General features: G+C 45.8%; 9 protein-coding genes. 4 read left to right on the top strand and 5 right to left on the bottom strand.

The features are described 5' to 3' along the window. Nucleotides 1–191 precede the first annotated feature (191 nt). Genes DFP81_RS09565 through DFP81_RS09580 form a run of 4 tightly spaced genes read left to right on the top strand, consistent with a single transcriptional unit; the run spans nucleotide 192 to nucleotide 9,217 of the window. The gene (locus DFP81_RS09565; RefSeq protein ID WP_115897545.1) at nucleotides 192–1,499 is read left to right on the top strand and encodes an efflux RND transporter periplasmic adaptor subunit; all 1,308 of its coding nucleotides are present in this window, start codon (nucleotides 192–194) and stop codon (nucleotides 1,497–1,499) included. After that, nucleotides 1,496–4,612 (top strand): multidrug efflux RND transporter permease subunit, encoded by a 3,117-nt coding sequence (locus tag DFP81_RS09570; protein ID WP_115897546.1) that lies wholly within the window; start codon nucleotides 1,496–1,498, stop codon nucleotides 4,610–4,612. Before DFP81_RS09565 ends, DFP81_RS09570 begins: the two co-directional genes overlap by 4 nt. Beyond that, on the top strand, nucleotides 4,609–7,770 hold the full coding sequence (locus DFP81_RS09575; RefSeq protein ID WP_115897547.1) for an efflux RND transporter permease subunit: 3,162 nt from the start codon (nucleotides 4,609–4,611) through the stop codon (nucleotides 7,768–7,770). Before DFP81_RS09570 ends, DFP81_RS09575 begins: the two co-directional genes overlap by 4 nt. Then, complete coding sequence (locus DFP81_RS09580; RefSeq protein ID WP_115897548.1) at nucleotides 7,760–9,217, top strand: efflux transporter outer membrane subunit; 1,458 nt, start codon at nucleotides 7,760–7,762, stop codon at nucleotides 9,215–9,217. Before DFP81_RS09575 ends, DFP81_RS09580 begins: the two co-directional genes overlap by 11 nt. Before the next feature lie 63 nt (nucleotides 9,218–9,280). On the opposite strand, the gene DFP81_RS09585 is transcribed toward DFP81_RS09580, so the two are convergent. From DFP81_RS09585 to acuR, 5 genes are all read right to left on the bottom strand, one after another. After that, nucleotides 9,281–10,438 (bottom strand): glycerate kinase, encoded by a 1,158-nt coding sequence (locus tag DFP81_RS09585; RefSeq protein ID WP_115897549.1) that lies wholly within the window; start codon nucleotides 10,436–10,438, stop codon nucleotides 9,281–9,283. Nucleotides 10,439–10,564: 126 nt separating this feature from the next. Then, nucleotides 10,565–11,923 carry a GntP family permease gene (locus DFP81_RS09590; RefSeq protein ID WP_115897550.1) on the bottom strand — a complete coding sequence of 453 codons (1,359 nt, stop codon included), beginning with the start codon at nucleotides 11,921–11,923 and terminating at the stop codon, nucleotides 10,565–10,567. A 176-nt stretch (nucleotides 11,924–12,099) separates the two neighbouring features. Then, nucleotides 12,100–13,227, bottom strand: a complete 1,128-nt coding sequence (locus DFP81_RS09595) for a sugar diacid recognition domain-containing protein (RefSeq protein WP_115897551.1) — start codon at nucleotides 13,225–13,227, stop codon at nucleotides 12,100–12,102. Nucleotides 13,228–13,241: 14 nt separating this feature from the next. Next, nucleotides 13,242–14,222, bottom strand: coding sequence for an acrylyl-CoA reductase (NADPH) (gene acuI, locus DFP81_RS09600; RefSeq protein ID WP_115897552.1), 981 nt, complete (start codon nucleotides 14,220–14,222; stop codon nucleotides 13,242–13,244). A gap of 79 nt (nucleotides 14,223–14,301) precedes the next feature. Next, nucleotides 14,302–14,970: an acrylate utilization transcriptional regulator AcuR gene (gene acuR / locus DFP81_RS09605; protein ID WP_245959131.1), complete on the bottom strand. Its 669-nt coding sequence runs from the start codon at nucleotides 14,968–14,970 to the stop codon at nucleotides 14,302–14,304. Between the last annotated feature and the right edge of the window lie 923 nt (nucleotides 14,971–15,893).

Genomic DNA, 15,893 nt, shown 5'->3' on the forward strand with positions numbered 1-15,893 from the left:
TCCAGCTTCTTTATCCTCATACGTAAGCTTATGTAAATAAAGGTAAAAAGAATTGTTGGTCCATGGATTATTCATAGACTGATGACCACTTATCCTTAGTAAGACATCTTCTTATTTCGTTTCTGGTTAAAACAAGAACGTCGCTTACTTTGGTCACCCATTATCATCATTTTGACAACAGTGACGTAGCAATGACGACCCGCTCAGGAAAAACATCGCGATTATTTTTACTCCTTCTTGCCGTTCTAGTGATCGCTGGCGGCTGGTTTGGCTGGCACTACATTAGCGCTGAGGGCCCTTCACAAAGTGGCCCTGGCGCTCATAAAGGCGAACGCCAAAGGCCCCCCGGTGGCGGCCCTGGAGGACCAGGTGGAAGAAGGCGCTTTAACCCTAATCAGGTAACAGCAGTGTATGCGGATAAAGCGAGCCAAGCAGATGTTGCGGTGTTTTTAGATGCTTTAGGCACAGTAAAAGCCAATACTTCTGTGACTGTCACCAGCCGCATCACAGGGGAAATGCAAAAAGTCTTTTTTCGTGAAGGCCAGTACGTAACAGCAGGGCAGTTACTCGCACAAATTGATGATCGCAGCTATCAGGCGACCTTGGCTCAATATCAAGGAGAGCTAGCACAAAATGCCGCGTTATTAAAAAGTGCGCAAGCCACATTAACGCGCTATCAACAGCTGGCGAAAGAAGATTCTATTTCAATCCAAGCGGTACAAGAACAAGCGGCGACAGTCGGCCAGTATCAAGGCATAGTAGCCACTGATAAAGCTCAAATCGACGCAGCTAAACTGGACATTGAGTACGCTAAAATTCACTCACCAATCAGTGGTTATACAGGGCTACTCGATGTAGACCAAGGCAACTTGGTGACTGCTGACTCAACCTCTATCGTCACCGTGACCCAGATCAACCCCATCACTGTCACCTTTAATATTCCGCAAGCTCAGTTACAACCCGTACTCCAAGGGCTGCGTAAAAAACAGCTCTTTGAAGTGACTGTTTTTAATCAAACGGGGGAGCAAGAATTAGCACAAGGCGAGCTTACCAATATCAGTAATAGCGTCGATAGCGACACAGGTACCGTCAAATTAAAAGCGCAATTTAACAACGACAATGAAATCCTATATCCCAACCAATTCGTTAATGTGCGCATGAAAGTGGCGCAATTAACCAATGCTGTGGTGATTCCGAAAGCGGCATTGCAACGCAATGACGAGGGGGACTTTGTTTTTATCATTGCTGCGGACAACAAGGTGCATAAGCAAACGATTACCACAGGTCCTGTTGATGGCGAGGACAGAATAGTCGCCCTCACTGGGGTTACGGCAGGGGACCAGCTCGTCACCACTGGGATTGATAATTTAATCGAAGGCAGCAAGGTTCGAGTTATTAAACAGCGCTCTCACAGCGAGTCGGGTAATCACAATCAACAAAGTAAGGCTCGAATGATTCAACAACGCAATAACAGCGAGCAGAGAAAGGATCACCAATGAACCCGTCTCGACTCTTCATTGAGCGCCCAGTAGCCACCATTTTGCTGATGGTGTCCATACTGTTATCAGGTCTATTTGCTTATACCTTATTGCCAGTATCGGCTCTACCAGAGGTAGATTATCCTACCATTCAGGTCACCACCTTGTACCCTGGGGCTAGCCCTGATGTTATGGCTACCTCGGTAACCGCCCCCCTTGAACAAGAGCTAGGGGAAATGTCAGGGTTAAATCAGATGTACTCCACCAGTTCGGGTGGTGCGTCTATCATTACCCTAAAATTTGATCTCTCTCTTGCGCTCGACGTTGCCGAGCAAGAAGTACAGGCCGCCATTAATTCCGCAGATAGCTTGCTGCCTTCTGATTTACCTTATTCGCCCACTTACAAAAAGGTCAACCCTGCCGATGGCGCGGTACTCACTATCGCCGCCAGCTCAGATACTTTACCGCTGAGCAAGGTTCAAGACCTGATCAACTCGCGTGTGGCCCTCAAACTGTCACAGATTTCAGGCGTTGGCTTGGTCACCTTAGCGGGCGGCCACCAGCCAGCCATTCGTATCAAGGCAAACCCTAAAGCATTAGCGGCTCATAACCTAACCCTCGAAGACATTTACACTCTGATTAATAACAGCAACTTAAATGGCTCGAAAGGGGGATTTGATAGCAAATATCACTCGATAACAATTGATTCCAATGACCAATTAGACAGCCCAGATCAATACGCTGAGCTAATTTTAAAATACGAAAATAATGCAGCACTGCGTTTAAAAGACGTCGCTGACGTGGTATCCGGCAATGAAAATGACTATTTATCCGCTACCGCGAATGGTAAATCAGCCATTATTTTGCAAGTAAAACGCCAGCCTGGCGCCAATGTCATTGATGTCGTCGACAATATCAAAGCCAGATTGCCTCAGCTAAAAACCCTGCTTCCAGACAGTGTTCAACTGACCATTTTATCGGATCGAACACAGACAATTCGCTCCTCCATCAGCGATGTGAAATTTGAATTAATGCTGTCTATCGCCTTGGTGGTGATGGTGACCTTTCTCTTTTTGCGCAATGTCGCCGCCACATTAATTCCCAGTATCGCAGTTCCCTTGTCTTTAATTGGCACCTTTGTCGTCATGTATCTGGCTGGCTTTAGCGTCAATAACTTGAGCTTAATGGCACTGACCATTGCCACTGGCTTTGTCATTGATGATGCCATTGTTGTGGTGGAAAATATTTCACGCCATTTGGAGCGGGGGGAATCTCCCTTACAAGCCGCATTAAAAGGCTCAAAACAAATCGCTTTTACTGTAATCTCGCTCACCTTTTCGCTGATTGCGGTGTTGATCCCATTGCTCTTTATGGGGGATGTTGTCGGCCGCTTATTCCGTGAGTTTGCGATAACTTTATCGGTTTCTATCTTAGTTTCCATGGTGGTATCACTGACCTTAACCCCCATGTTGTGCGCTTATTTACTACGCCGCATTCCAGACGCAGAGCAAAGTCGTTTTTATAAGAAAGGAGGGCAGGTCTTTGATCGAGTCATCGCCGCTTATGATCGCGCCCTAAATAAGGTGTTAAACCATCAGCGTATCGCTTTAGGGATAATCTTTGGCACCTTACTATTAACCGTAGGTTTGTACATTACCTTGCCGAAAGGCTTTTTCCCGACCCAAGATACCGGCACTATTCGCGGAATTACCGTAGCCTCAGACGGCGTTTCCTTCAAAGAAATGACCAAGCGCCAACAAGCTTTGATTAACCGCTTACTCAGCGACCCAGATGTGGAAAGTATTAGCTCTACAATTGGGGTTGATGGACAAAACACCAGCCTTAACCGAGGCATGCTACAAATTAACCTAACCGACTTTGAACAACGCAGCGACCGAGCTCCTGCCATTATCAATAGATTGCGTGATGAGGTCGCAGACCTACCTGGTATTCAGCTGTACCTACAAGCTCAACAGGACCTCACTGTTGATGATCAGATTACGCCAAGCCAATACCAATTCACCCTAGATGATACCGATAATACTCAGCTGACGAACTGGACCCCAAAACTGGTTCATGCGCTACAACAAAGAGCGCAATTCAGTCACGTGATCAGTAACCTAGAAGATCAAGGGCTCGTTAGTTTTGTCACTATTCATCGTGACATTGCCGCCCGCTACGGAATTACTGCCGCAGACGTTGATACCGCGTTGTACAACGCTTTTGGCCAGCGCTTGATCTCGACCATTTTTACCCAGTCGAATCAATATCGCGTGGTTTTAGAAGTGCCACCTAATCCGCTCAATGAAGTCGACACATTTAATCATCTTTATTTGGCTGGTAACGCCAGCAGCGACGATGATACAGCTATGGTACGACTCACCGATGTGGCGACTATAAGCCAAAAGACAGGGGCTTTAATGCAAGCAAGGCTGGGCCAAATACCTGCGGTAACGGTATCGTTTGATGTGTCAGCAGGCTATTCATTAGAACAAGCCCAGCAGGCAATCACAGAGACGTTACAACAGCTGAAAATGCCAGACAGCATCACACTGAAGTACCAAGGCTCGGCATCGGCCTTTACTGACTCCACCAGCAATACCTTATGGTTAATCCTAGCGGCTGTGCTCACCATGTACCTGGTACTGGGGATTTTGTATGAAAGCTTTATTCACCCGCTGACCATACTTTCCACCTTACCGACCGCCGCCATCGGCGCATTTCTTGCTCTGCTATTACGCGATACAGATTTCAATCTTATCGCACTCATTGGCGTTATCTTATTGATTGGTATTGTAAAAAAGAACGCAATCATGATGATAGATTTCGCTTTAGAGGCAGAAAAAGAACAGCACTTGGCACCAAGAGAGGCCATTCATCAGGCCTGTTTACTGCGCTTACGTCCTATTTTAATGACCACTATGGCTGCCTTATTTGGGGCTTTGCCATTGATGTTGGCACAAGGTTCGGGAGCCGAACTACGTCAACCTATGGGGCTTGTCATAGTCGGTGGCTTGATCTTGAGTCAATTACTCACCTTGTTCTCAACCCCAGTGATTTATTTGCTGTTTGATAAACTGATTTACCACCGTCGCCGCCTTAAAAAACAGAGCGCACAAGGGCTAAACTCATGAATTTGTCCCGCGTGTTTATCTTCCGGCCTGTGGCAACTTGGCTGATTACCATGGCCATCATGCTGCTGGGTATTCTTGGTTTTCAGTGGTTGCCTGTGGCCAGTCTACCCGCCATATCAACGCCCATGATCGAAGTGAGCGCCAATCTTTCAGGCGCGAGCCCTGAAGTTATGGCGACCACGGTTGCCACGCCTCTTGAACGCGCACTAGGGCAAATTTCCGGGGTCAGTGAAATGACCTCATCAAGCTCGCAAGGCACCACGTCTATCGTCATGGTGTTTGATAACGATAAAGACATTAATGGCGCGGCTCGTGAAGTTCAAGCAGCCATTAATGCGGCCAAGAGCCTATTACCCAGTGCCATGACATCGTCACCCACCTATCGCAAAAGAAACCCGTCAGCGGCGCCTATTTTTATGCTGTCACTGACTTCGCCCTCCTTAGCAGCGAGCGAGCTTTATGACTTTGCGTCCAATCAACTTGAGCCGCGCATTGCACAGATACAAGGAGTCAGTGAGGTGTCTTTGCTTGGTAGTGCGCTACCGGCGGTACGGATTGACCTGCACCCTCAAGCATTAACCCATTATGGCATTTCGTTAGACACGGTGCGTAAAGCCATTGTGAACGCCACGGACCACCAGCCAAAAGGCATTCTTCAAGGGGAAAAAAACACTTGGATGGTCAACACCAATGACCAATTGCTGAACGCAAAGCAATTTGCCGACTTGATCATTTATCATCAAGATGGCGTCGCGATCCAGTTATCTGATGTGGCACAGGTGTCAGATGGTGTTGAAAACCGTTTCAATGTGGGCTACTACAATAATCAACCCGCGATCAATATTGGCGTCACTCAATCGTCGGGCAGTAATATGCTGTCGACCATAGACGACATCAAGGCACAGCTGCCCATGTTCAACAAGCTGCTGCCAAAAGACGCCTCACTAAACATTGTCTTGGATCGCTCTCCAACGGTACGATCTGCACTGCATGAAACAGAGCGCACATTACTGATTGCAATGGCATTAGTTATCGCGGTGGTCTTTGTATTCTTGCGCAATGGTCGCGCCTTATTAATTCCGGCAATGGCCTTACCCGTCTCATTGCTCGGCACCTTTGCAGTAATGTATTTACTCGGTTATAGCCTAGATAACTTATCATTAATGGCGCTGATCGTTTCGACAGGCTTTGTGGTTGACGATGCCATCGTTGTCTTGGAAAACACCTCAAGGCACATTGAAGAGGGCTTAGGGCCCGTCAGAGCCGCTCTCAAAGGCGCCAAAGAAGTCGGCTTCACTGTCTTAGCTATGACGGTTTCCCTCATCGCCGTGTTTATCCCTTTGCTTTTTATGAACAACATGATTGGCCAATTGTTGCGTGAATTTGCCGTGACCTTATCCGTGGCTTTGGTTATTTCTATGTTGGTGTCCCTTACACTGACTCCGATGCTGTGTTCACGAATGCTTCGTCGCCAAACACAAACCAAGACAGCGCCTTGGTTCTATCGAATCATTGAATCATGGTTTAGCAAATTACAAAGCGCCTACCAGATCAGCTTAGACTTTATCCTAACCCACAAGCGACTGACCATGCTGACCTTATTGGCAACGATTTTTCTTAACTTGCACCTCTACAGCACGGTACAAAAAGGCTTCTTTCCAAACCAAGATACCGGCATCCTATTTGGCGCGCTTCGAGCTGATCAAAATACCTCATTTGCGGCGATGGAACCACGCCTGCGTAAATACTCTCAAATGATTCAAAATGACCCAGCCGTTGCTGGGGTGATGAGCTCTATTAGCAGTGCCCGCCATGGTTCACGAAATATTGGGCAATTTTTTGTGCGCCTTAAACCTATCGACGAACGCCAAGCAACCGCCAGCCAAGTTGCAAACCGCTTGTATAAGCAAGCCCAACAATTAGCCGATGGAAGCCTCTTTTTGCGCGCTGCCAGCGACATTCATGTGGGCGGCCGTAGCGCCAATGCCAGTTATCAATTAAGCCTACAATCTGACAACCTTGATACCTTACGCGCTTGGGCGCCCAAGGTTAAAACAGCGCTTTCTAAGCTCCCCCAGCTAAGTGGTGTTGATTCTGACTTACAAGAAGGCGGGCAAGAGGTTCAGATTGTCATCGACCGAGCAGCGGCAACACGATTAGGGGTTTCCGTTGACGACTTTGACACACTGTTAAGCAACGCATTTAGCCAGCGGCAAATTACCACCCTATATAAAGCCTCTACCCAATATCATGTGGTCATGGGGTTAACCAGTGACTACACCAGTAACAGCGACGTATTGAACTATCTTAATATCGTTAACGACCAAGGTGATGTCATTCCGATCAGTGAATTTACTCATCTAGAAAGTGGTAATGCGTCCTTATCCGTTGCCCATCAAGACCTTTCTGCAACCGTCACCATTGCATTCAACACCGCCGATGGTAGCACCCTTGAAACGGCCCAGCAAGCCATCAAAACTGAGCTGGCTAGGCTGGCCTTGCCAAGCACGATTGTGGCGAATTACGCTGGCAGTGCGCAGCTGTCACAGGCCTTCGCCAATAGCTTGCCATGGTTAATACTCGCGGCCTTACTGTCGGTGTATCTGATCTTAGGTATGCTTTACGAAAGCTTCGCTCATCCATTAACGATTCTTTCGACCTTGCCTTCAGCAGGTTTAGGGGCTTTGTTGCTGATGCAAATCACCAATACCCAACTCACCGTCGTTGCCTTTATTGGGATTTTATTACTGATCGGTATCGTTAAAAAGAACGCGATTATGATGATTGATTTTGCTTTAGACGCCCAACGACGCCTCGGACTCTGCGCCAAAGATGCCATCCGTGAAGCCTGCCTAAAACGCTTTAGACCTATCATGATGACCTCTTTTGCAGCGTTTTTTGGAGCCCTTCCCATGGCCCTTGATAGTGGCGGCGACGCCGACCTACGCAGCCCATTAGGCATTGCTATTTGCGGAGGCTTGTTGGTAAGCCAAATTCTCACGCTCTATACCACACCGGTGGTTTATCTATACATGGAGCGCATTAGCGCGATCAGCAGCCGACTATGGAAACGTCTTATTCGGCCAGAAGAAGCGACACAAGGCGAGGGGAGATTAGCCCCAGCTGTAACCAAAGATAAAATGGATAATGATGAATAATCGACTTATACAAGTGTTCGGATTGGGGGTTATCTCTCTCATAGTCTCAGGTTGTAGTCTGGTAGGGCCTGATTATCAGCGTCCTGACACCCCAACAAGTGAACAATTCAAAGAAGCACAAGGTTGGAAAGAAGCCAGTCCTGCGGACTTACAACCAAAAGGGGCGTGGTGGCAAGTGTACCAAGATGACCCCCTATCCAAGCTGCTTAAACAGGTAGAAATTAATAATCAAAATGTCGCTGAGTATGCGGCCGATTATGAAAAAGCTAAAGAAGTGGCAGAAGAGGCGGGCACCAATTTGTACCCAACCATAGGCGCCAATGCTGGTGCAACACGCTCAGGCAGCCAAAGCCAAACCAGTAATGCCTATTCAGCCCAAGCTACCGTCAGCTGGGAAATAGATTTATGGGGTAAGCTGCGTCGCACTCGAGAAGCCAACCTAGCCAGCGCCCAAGCCAGTGCGGCAGAATTGGCTTCGGCAACATTAAGCGCGCAATCATCATTGGCGCAAGACTATTTTCAATTGCGTGTACTGGACGAAAAAATACGTCTTTATCAAACCAATATTGCGGTCTATGAGAAATACTTAAAAGTGGTGACAAACCAGTATCAACTTGGCAATACATCGAGCGCATCGGTATCTCAAGCCCAAACTCAGCTGCACAGCACCCGTGTCTCAATGCTGGATTTACAATGGCAACGCGCCCAATTCGAACATGCTATTGCTGTGCTTATAGGGCAACCACCAGCCGCTTTTTCAATCACACCTACCAGTCTGTCGTTCACCTTGCCATCTGTCCCCACCACGCTGCCTTCCACCTTGTTAGAACGACGCCCTGATATAGCCTTCGCAGAGCGCAGTATGGCATCAGCTAATGCATCCGTTGGCGTAGCCATTGCTGGTTACTACCCAGATTTATCTTTGTCGGCCAGTGCTGGCTTTGAAAACAGCGTACTGGGTAATTTGTTTGAATTACCCTCGAGAGCTTGGTCCATTGGACCTTCATTGAGTGGTAACATTTTTGACTTTGGTGCAACCAAAGCACAGGTAAAACAAGCCAAAGCAGAATACGCTGCCAACGTGGCTAATTACCGCCAAACAGTACTGAGCGCATTTCAGGAAGTGGAAGACTATTTAGTCGAAATGCGAATCTTAGAAGATGAAATAAAAGCCCAGACTCTGGCGACAAAATACGCAAAAGAATCGGCTCGGGTGACGTTTAATCAATTTAAATTAGGCATGATTGATTACTTAGATGTTGCCACGACAGAAGCCACCAGCCTCACTCAGCAGCAGAGCCAATTGAGCTTAATCAGCACCCAATTAGTGAACAGCGTACAGCTTATCGCAGCGTTGGGAGGAGGCTGGGATAGCCATCAATTACCCACTGCCAAGGCTCCGGATAGTGCCTCAAAGCAAGCGGCGAGTGCTACCAGAGTTAAGTAAATCATTGAGCAAAGTACAAAACAGCGAGTTAACCGGCTGTTTTGTACTGAGTGTTCAATACAACTAGCCGTTTAACTGGCCACCAAGCTGAATACTTTGTGCAATATTACGAGCGGTATAAGTAACATTTTCTTCGGCTTCAGCAAGAATCTGCTCTATTGAATGAAGGAAAGGAATAATAGGAAAAATAGCTAACATGCCTTTTTCCAACATAATCTCGGCGCCATCTCCTAAACAACCTGCAATGCCAATCGTTGGAATGCCTTTCTCTTTCGCCTGAGTTAGTACCCCCATTGGGGTTTTACCAAAAGCCGTTTGACCATCAATACGTCCTTCCCCGGTAATGACTAAATCGGCACCGTTCAACTTATCGGCAAATGCTACCGTCGACATAACAATCTCAATGCCAGGTTTTAATTCACCCTGTAAAAACGCTTTGACACCAAGTCCCATACCGCCAGCAGCGCCAGCGCCAGCCAGTAAGCGCTGATCATCTAGTCCACTTTCAACTATCACATCAGCGAAGTGAGCAAGAGCTTGGTCTAATGCCTCAACCATAGCTGGCGTTGCCCCTTTTTGAGGACCAAAGATAGCAGATGCACCTCGTTCACCACATAACGGATTGTCCACATCACAAGCAACTTCAATCACACAATTTGCCAGTTTAGGGTGTACCAGACTCGCATCAATCGAGTGCAATCGTTTTAACGCCAAACCACCATACGGAATAGCTTGCCCATTTTCATCTTGCAGCTGATAGCCTAATGCCTGCACCATACCTGCACCACCATCATTGGTCGCACTGCCACCAAGACCAAGAATAATGTGCTCAATACCACGATCTAACGCGTCTTTAATCAGCTCACCTGTACCAAAGCTGGTGGTGATACGCGGGTCTCGCTGCTCCCTCGGTACCAAGTGCAGCCCTGACGCGGATGCCATTTCAATAATGGCAGTGTTGGGCTTATCTGCTTGATTACCTAACACGCCATACTGTGCCATCACAGGCTCACCAAGAGGGCCAGTCACGGAGACATCAATAAAGTAGCCTTCGGTCGCATCAATCATTGATTGCACGGTACCTTCTCCGCCATCGGCCATTGGCACTTTGACATACTCAGCATCAGGAAAAACTTGGCGAAAGCCTGCTTCAATGGCATTTGAGACACCTAGCGCGCTTAAACTTTCTTTAAACGAATCGGGAGCGATAACAATTTTCATAAAAGAGTACCTATTAATAAAAAAACTAGTCATTAACAAACGCACTCACATCCAGAAAATCGAGCGCTCAAAAAGAGAAATAGACACCCAAACAAAAACGCAGAGTGTCTAGGTTAAGCGGTTACGTTAAAGCAACACTAGGCTCAACAAATACACCACAAACATAGCACTCACACCTTGAATAAGCGTTGCCATGGTTTGCGCTTTATAAGCTTGGTTAACACTCATTCGGCTAAACTGAGCCACCACCCAAAAGAAACTATCATTGGCATGGGAAACCGTCATCGCACCAGCACCTATTGCCATTACTGTCAGCACACGACCCATTTCGCTGTCTAAACCAATCTGGCCAAGTAAAGGCGCCACCAGTGCCGAGGTGGTTACCAATGCAACCGTCGATGAGCCTTGCGCAGATTTTAGCGCGGCAGACACTAAGAACGGCATAAAAATACCTACTCCCAGCGCCGACAAAGTCGACCCCAAATAGTCACCAATAGGGGTGGCTTTTAAAACTGCGCCAAACGCGCCGCCCGCTCCCGTTATCAATAAAATAGGGGCGGCAGACACCAAGCCTTCGCTAATACGCTCACTAAACTCGGTCACCTTGTTAGTACCCTTTAATAATGGCAAAGACAAGAATAGACCAATTAACAAGGCGTTCACCGGCTGCCCTAAAAAGACCAACGTTTGGTAAAGGCCGTCTTTGCCTAATGGTGCCGAAGGAAAATTAGCGATAGATCCAAAACAAATAAGCAAAATGGGTATAAAAATAGGGGAGAATGCTTTTACCGGGCTAGGCAACACACCATAACTTTGCTTCAGGGCTTCATAATCTTCATTTTCCGCACTGAGGGCTTCTGCGCCTTCGCCATCTGGTGCCACCTTAGCAAAGCGGTTCGCCCACAACATACCAGCAATTGCAGCCACAGCCGAGACAAGCAAACCGACACCTATCACCAAACCTAAATTCGACTCTAAACCTAAATTACCTGCGGCTGCGATCGGGCCGGGGGTTGGCGGCACAAAAGTGTGAGTTGCATACAAGCCCGTTGCTAATGCCACACTCATCGACACACTCGATACTCTCATTCGATTGGCCATAGATTGTTTGAGAGAATTTAAGATAACAAAGCCAGAGTCACAGAACACGGGAATAGACACTAGATAGCCAATAATCGACATGGTAAGAGTCGGAAAACGCTTTCCTAATAGCTTTATGACGACATCGGCCATGGTAATAGCGGCACCACTTTTCTCTAAAATTGTGCCAATAATGGTACCTAAGACAATGACTAATCCTATATATCCTAGAATGCCACCAAAGCCAGATGTGATCGTTTTAGCAATGCTACTACTGGGTAAACCATAGGCAAAAGCCGCAATAAAGGCAGCAAGAATTAAGGTAAGAAATGGGTGAAGTTTGTACTTAGAAGTTGCCAGAACAATAAAGACGATGACCGCAATCAAGATGAGTACGAGTGTCATGATTTTCCCTTTAATTTTTATTCGGAGAAGCGAGAAACCGCTCAGGATTAGAACAGATTATTATTCATTAAAATAATCTAGGATTCTTTAGACGATTGTCCGGAAATAATCGCTCTTTTCTAGCTTTTTTTGTTCATTTGCACAATATTTCTTGCTTTATCAGCCAATTATAAAGGTTATTTAGTAATCAATTGACCTAGATATAAGCTAAACAAGCCATCCAAAGAATGAATATTAAGCTGGGTTAAGCGCTGAATTTTATCCAATCGATAGCGCAATGTGTTTCTGTGTATATGCAGGGAATTCGCGCAGCTTTGTAAATCACCAAAATGCTTCATATATGCTGATAACGTCTTGATTAATATCCCTTTTTTATCAGCAATTAAGAGTTTTTGATAAGCAGAGGACAAGACTTCACCGCGCCATGTTTGCTTCATGCCAGATAACAAAACTTGTAACGAGTACTCTTCAAATAAGTACTTTTGCTCTTCTGGGTTGAACTTTTTACCCGAGATGAGTGTGTCTTGGGCCGTTTGATAAGAATGAGACAAACCTTCTAGGCCAGGGAAATAGTGCCCTAACGCGACTTTTGTGTGCTCAGACAGCGCCTTAGGTAAACGCTTTAACAGTTGATCTATCCGCCGACTTTCCAACTCAGGATCCCAGTTTAGTCCATCAAGAAAGGCTGGTTTCAAAATAACTAACTGGTTCAAGGATATCATCGCAACTAGGTTGTCACGCTCAGGATGTTGCAATAAATGCACTAGCTCTTTTAGGCTGCCGCCGCCATCACTGATTTCAATAATCGCAGCGACTCTGGGCGTTTCAAGGTCAATCCCCAATTGCCCAGCCCAAGCAACAGCTTGAGGGCTAAGAGTAAAGTCGGCACGAATCAATTGCAGAATAAACTCTTCTTTTTGGCGATTTTCCCACTGTATGGTTTCGTGCAAATTAGCTTGTTCAACAATCATTTCAGCCGTCATTTTGAGCAGTAAACCATACTGTTTCAGCTCACTAACGTCCCCTGTAATACCGATCACACCAATAATATTGCCATGATGGTGTAAGGGGACGTTAATACCGGGTTTAACGCCCATCAAGCTGTCAGAGGCATCTTGCTTGATTTCAACTATCCTATTATGTGTTATGGCCAATAACGCCGCTTCGTGAACCGTGCCAATACGCTGTTTATCACCGGAGCCTAAGATGGTTCCTTGGCTGTTCATCACGTTCACGTTGTAATCCAAGATAGCCATGGTTCGGCTAACAATTTGCATTGCAATAGCATGGTCTAACACATACATAGAAAAGCCTTCTCTTAAAAAGCCACAATTACTCGACCACGTACTTTACCATCAAGTAATGCCGAAGCTGTATCGGCGGCTTCATCAAGAGTGATTTCTTTACTAATGACATCAAAGTCTTCAGCTTGCAGCAGTTCACTCAAACGCTGCCATGCTTCAATTCGATCAGCCAAAGGACGCATCACGCTATCTATGCCTATCAATTTCACACCGCGTAAGATAAAAGGGGCGACCGAAGCAGGGAAATCAAGACCTTGTGCTAAACCACACGCAGTGACCACACCACCATATTTAGTGCTCGCACATGCATTCGCTAATGTATGGCTTCCTACACAATCAACCACTGCGGCCCAACGCTCTTTTTGTAGCGGTTTACCAGGTTCAGAAAGCGTATTGCGGTCAATTACTTCATCCGCTCCTAAAGATTTTAAGTAGTCAGACTCTGCCATTCTGCCAGTTGACGCCACTACTTTATAGCCAAGGCGATTTAAGAGACGGATCGCATAGCTGCCAACACCACCATTTGCACCCGTCACTAAGATTTCACCTGAAGCAGGCGTCACACCTTGTTTTTCGAGTGCTAATACAGACAACATCGCAGTATAACCAGCGGTACCAATAGCCATGGATTGCTTAGCATCAATACCAGCAGGCAAAGGAATCAACCAGTCACTTTTCAGGCGCGCTTTTTCTGCTAAACCACCCCAGTGCATTTCCCCCACACCAAAGCCGTTCAGTAACACTAGATCTCCTGACTGAAAACGGTCGGAGTCACTTTGCAGTACTTTTCCAACTAAATCGATCCCAGGAACCATTGGGTATGAACGAGCAATGCGGCCTTTTCCGGTAATCGCTAACGCATCTTTATAGTTCAAGGTACTGTAATTTACTTGTACTAAAACATCTCCTTCAGGAAGCTGAGACTCTTCTAGGTTGCTTAAAGTACAGCTTTGTTTACGCTCTTCATTTTGATCAATAATCAGTGCACGAAACATAAAGACTCCTTTTTAGACCGATTGTCTATTTAATGATTAAAAAAAACCAAAAATCACTTTGGTTTCCTTCTATTTCATTCTATTTGGCTTTTATCGCTTCAATAAAGAAGCGAAGAAATACCTTTAACGGCTGAGTGCTTTTTATCAAGCGTGTGCGATGAACCGCACCTTCCCAGCCAATCCAAAAGGCTTGAGAAGTATCTTCGATACTCTCTGATAACTGAAGATGGCCTAATTTTTGGCCTTCTAATAGGCATTTAGCTATGTGCTGCTGCCAACTTACATAGGTAGCTTGCAATTCTTCTCTAAATTCTTCAGAAAGTAGAGCAGATTCTTGCTCTAGATTCCCTACTAAACAACCGCGCTTAAAGTCATGACGCACAATGCCTTCTTGCGCATCTTTAGCAAAGCGCTGTAGACGCTCAATAGGAGGAAAAGCATCGTCTAATAAAAAACTGCTCAACTTGGCTTCAAAATACTGCCTATAACGCGCTAACACCGCTAAACCAAAGGCCTCTTTACTAGAAAAGTAATGATAAAAAGACCCTTTAGGCACTCCTACAGAAGTTAATATCGACTCTAATCCGCTGCGAGTGAAGCCTGTTTCAGTTAATACCAACATACCCGCCCGCAATAAAACCTCACGGGTATCTTGCATACTATTAGGGTGCTTTTTAGGACGCCCACGTCGAGGTTTGATGGGCTCTTCCACCGCTTGATTGATGAGAGTTACTTCAGAACCTAACAAAAAATCACCTGCCTAGTTTTATCTAATTTTAATAATTTAGACCACGTGTCTATTAAAATCAAATTAAAGGTTTAAAAATCATACAAGGGACTTTCTCAGTACGTATCTTGAGTCCGTGATACAAGCGCATAAGCTTTATGGTTACAGCAAAGTGAAGAGGTGATTGATAGCCACTTTATACAGCGAGTTAATTTACCTATTGTCTCGGCTTGAAAGCATTGTAAAGCTAACCATGACGTCATAATGACCTTTTGCACAGACAGATCCGCTCTCATTTTTTGAGCTAACACGTTTTTAGTAAACGCTGCGATGAACTCATTGAATAAAATGAACGGAATGAAAAGCAACAAGAGTGGATGAAGGTGGTATCTAAAAAGTAGCAAGGCAAAAAATGTCACCTAGCAGAATTGACGTTATTTATTCGCAATTTGCGCAACTCTACAAGCTTAACGAATCTGTTACCTGGTTTTTAAGTGGCCATCTATAGGAGTGAAGCTTGAAAAAGAGAAAAGGGGGTTGTTGTGGCGAAATATGCCTAACTGCTGGGAGCTAAAAGTGACTCTTTGGTAGTCTTTCGAAGTAGATTTAGAAAAGTAGAATAGCAAGCAGCTGATCACCCTATAATACCAACTAATAAACCTCAAATGCGGGCAACAACCTCTCCACATAAGTGACCTAATCGTTACTCTCCCAGTAAACTCAACTTATGCTCTTATCTTATGGTTTATAAACTAGGCATTTTGGTTAGGCTTACAAGGTTAGGCTAAATACAATTAGGTAGGTAAGGTACTGTATTCACTGAGCTACGAAGTGCGACATCTTAACTGGGTCGCAGATTGATGGTATTGCAAGCTCCATGTTAACGACAAGATGATTGCTCTCTCTTGCAAACCCAACCAAACCACATTCTGCTAGATAAATAG

The organism is Marinomonas pollencensis, from assembly GCF_003387375.1.
Classification (GTDB): domain Bacteria; phylum Pseudomonadota; class Gammaproteobacteria; order Pseudomonadales; family Marinomonadaceae; genus Marinomonas; species Marinomonas pollencensis.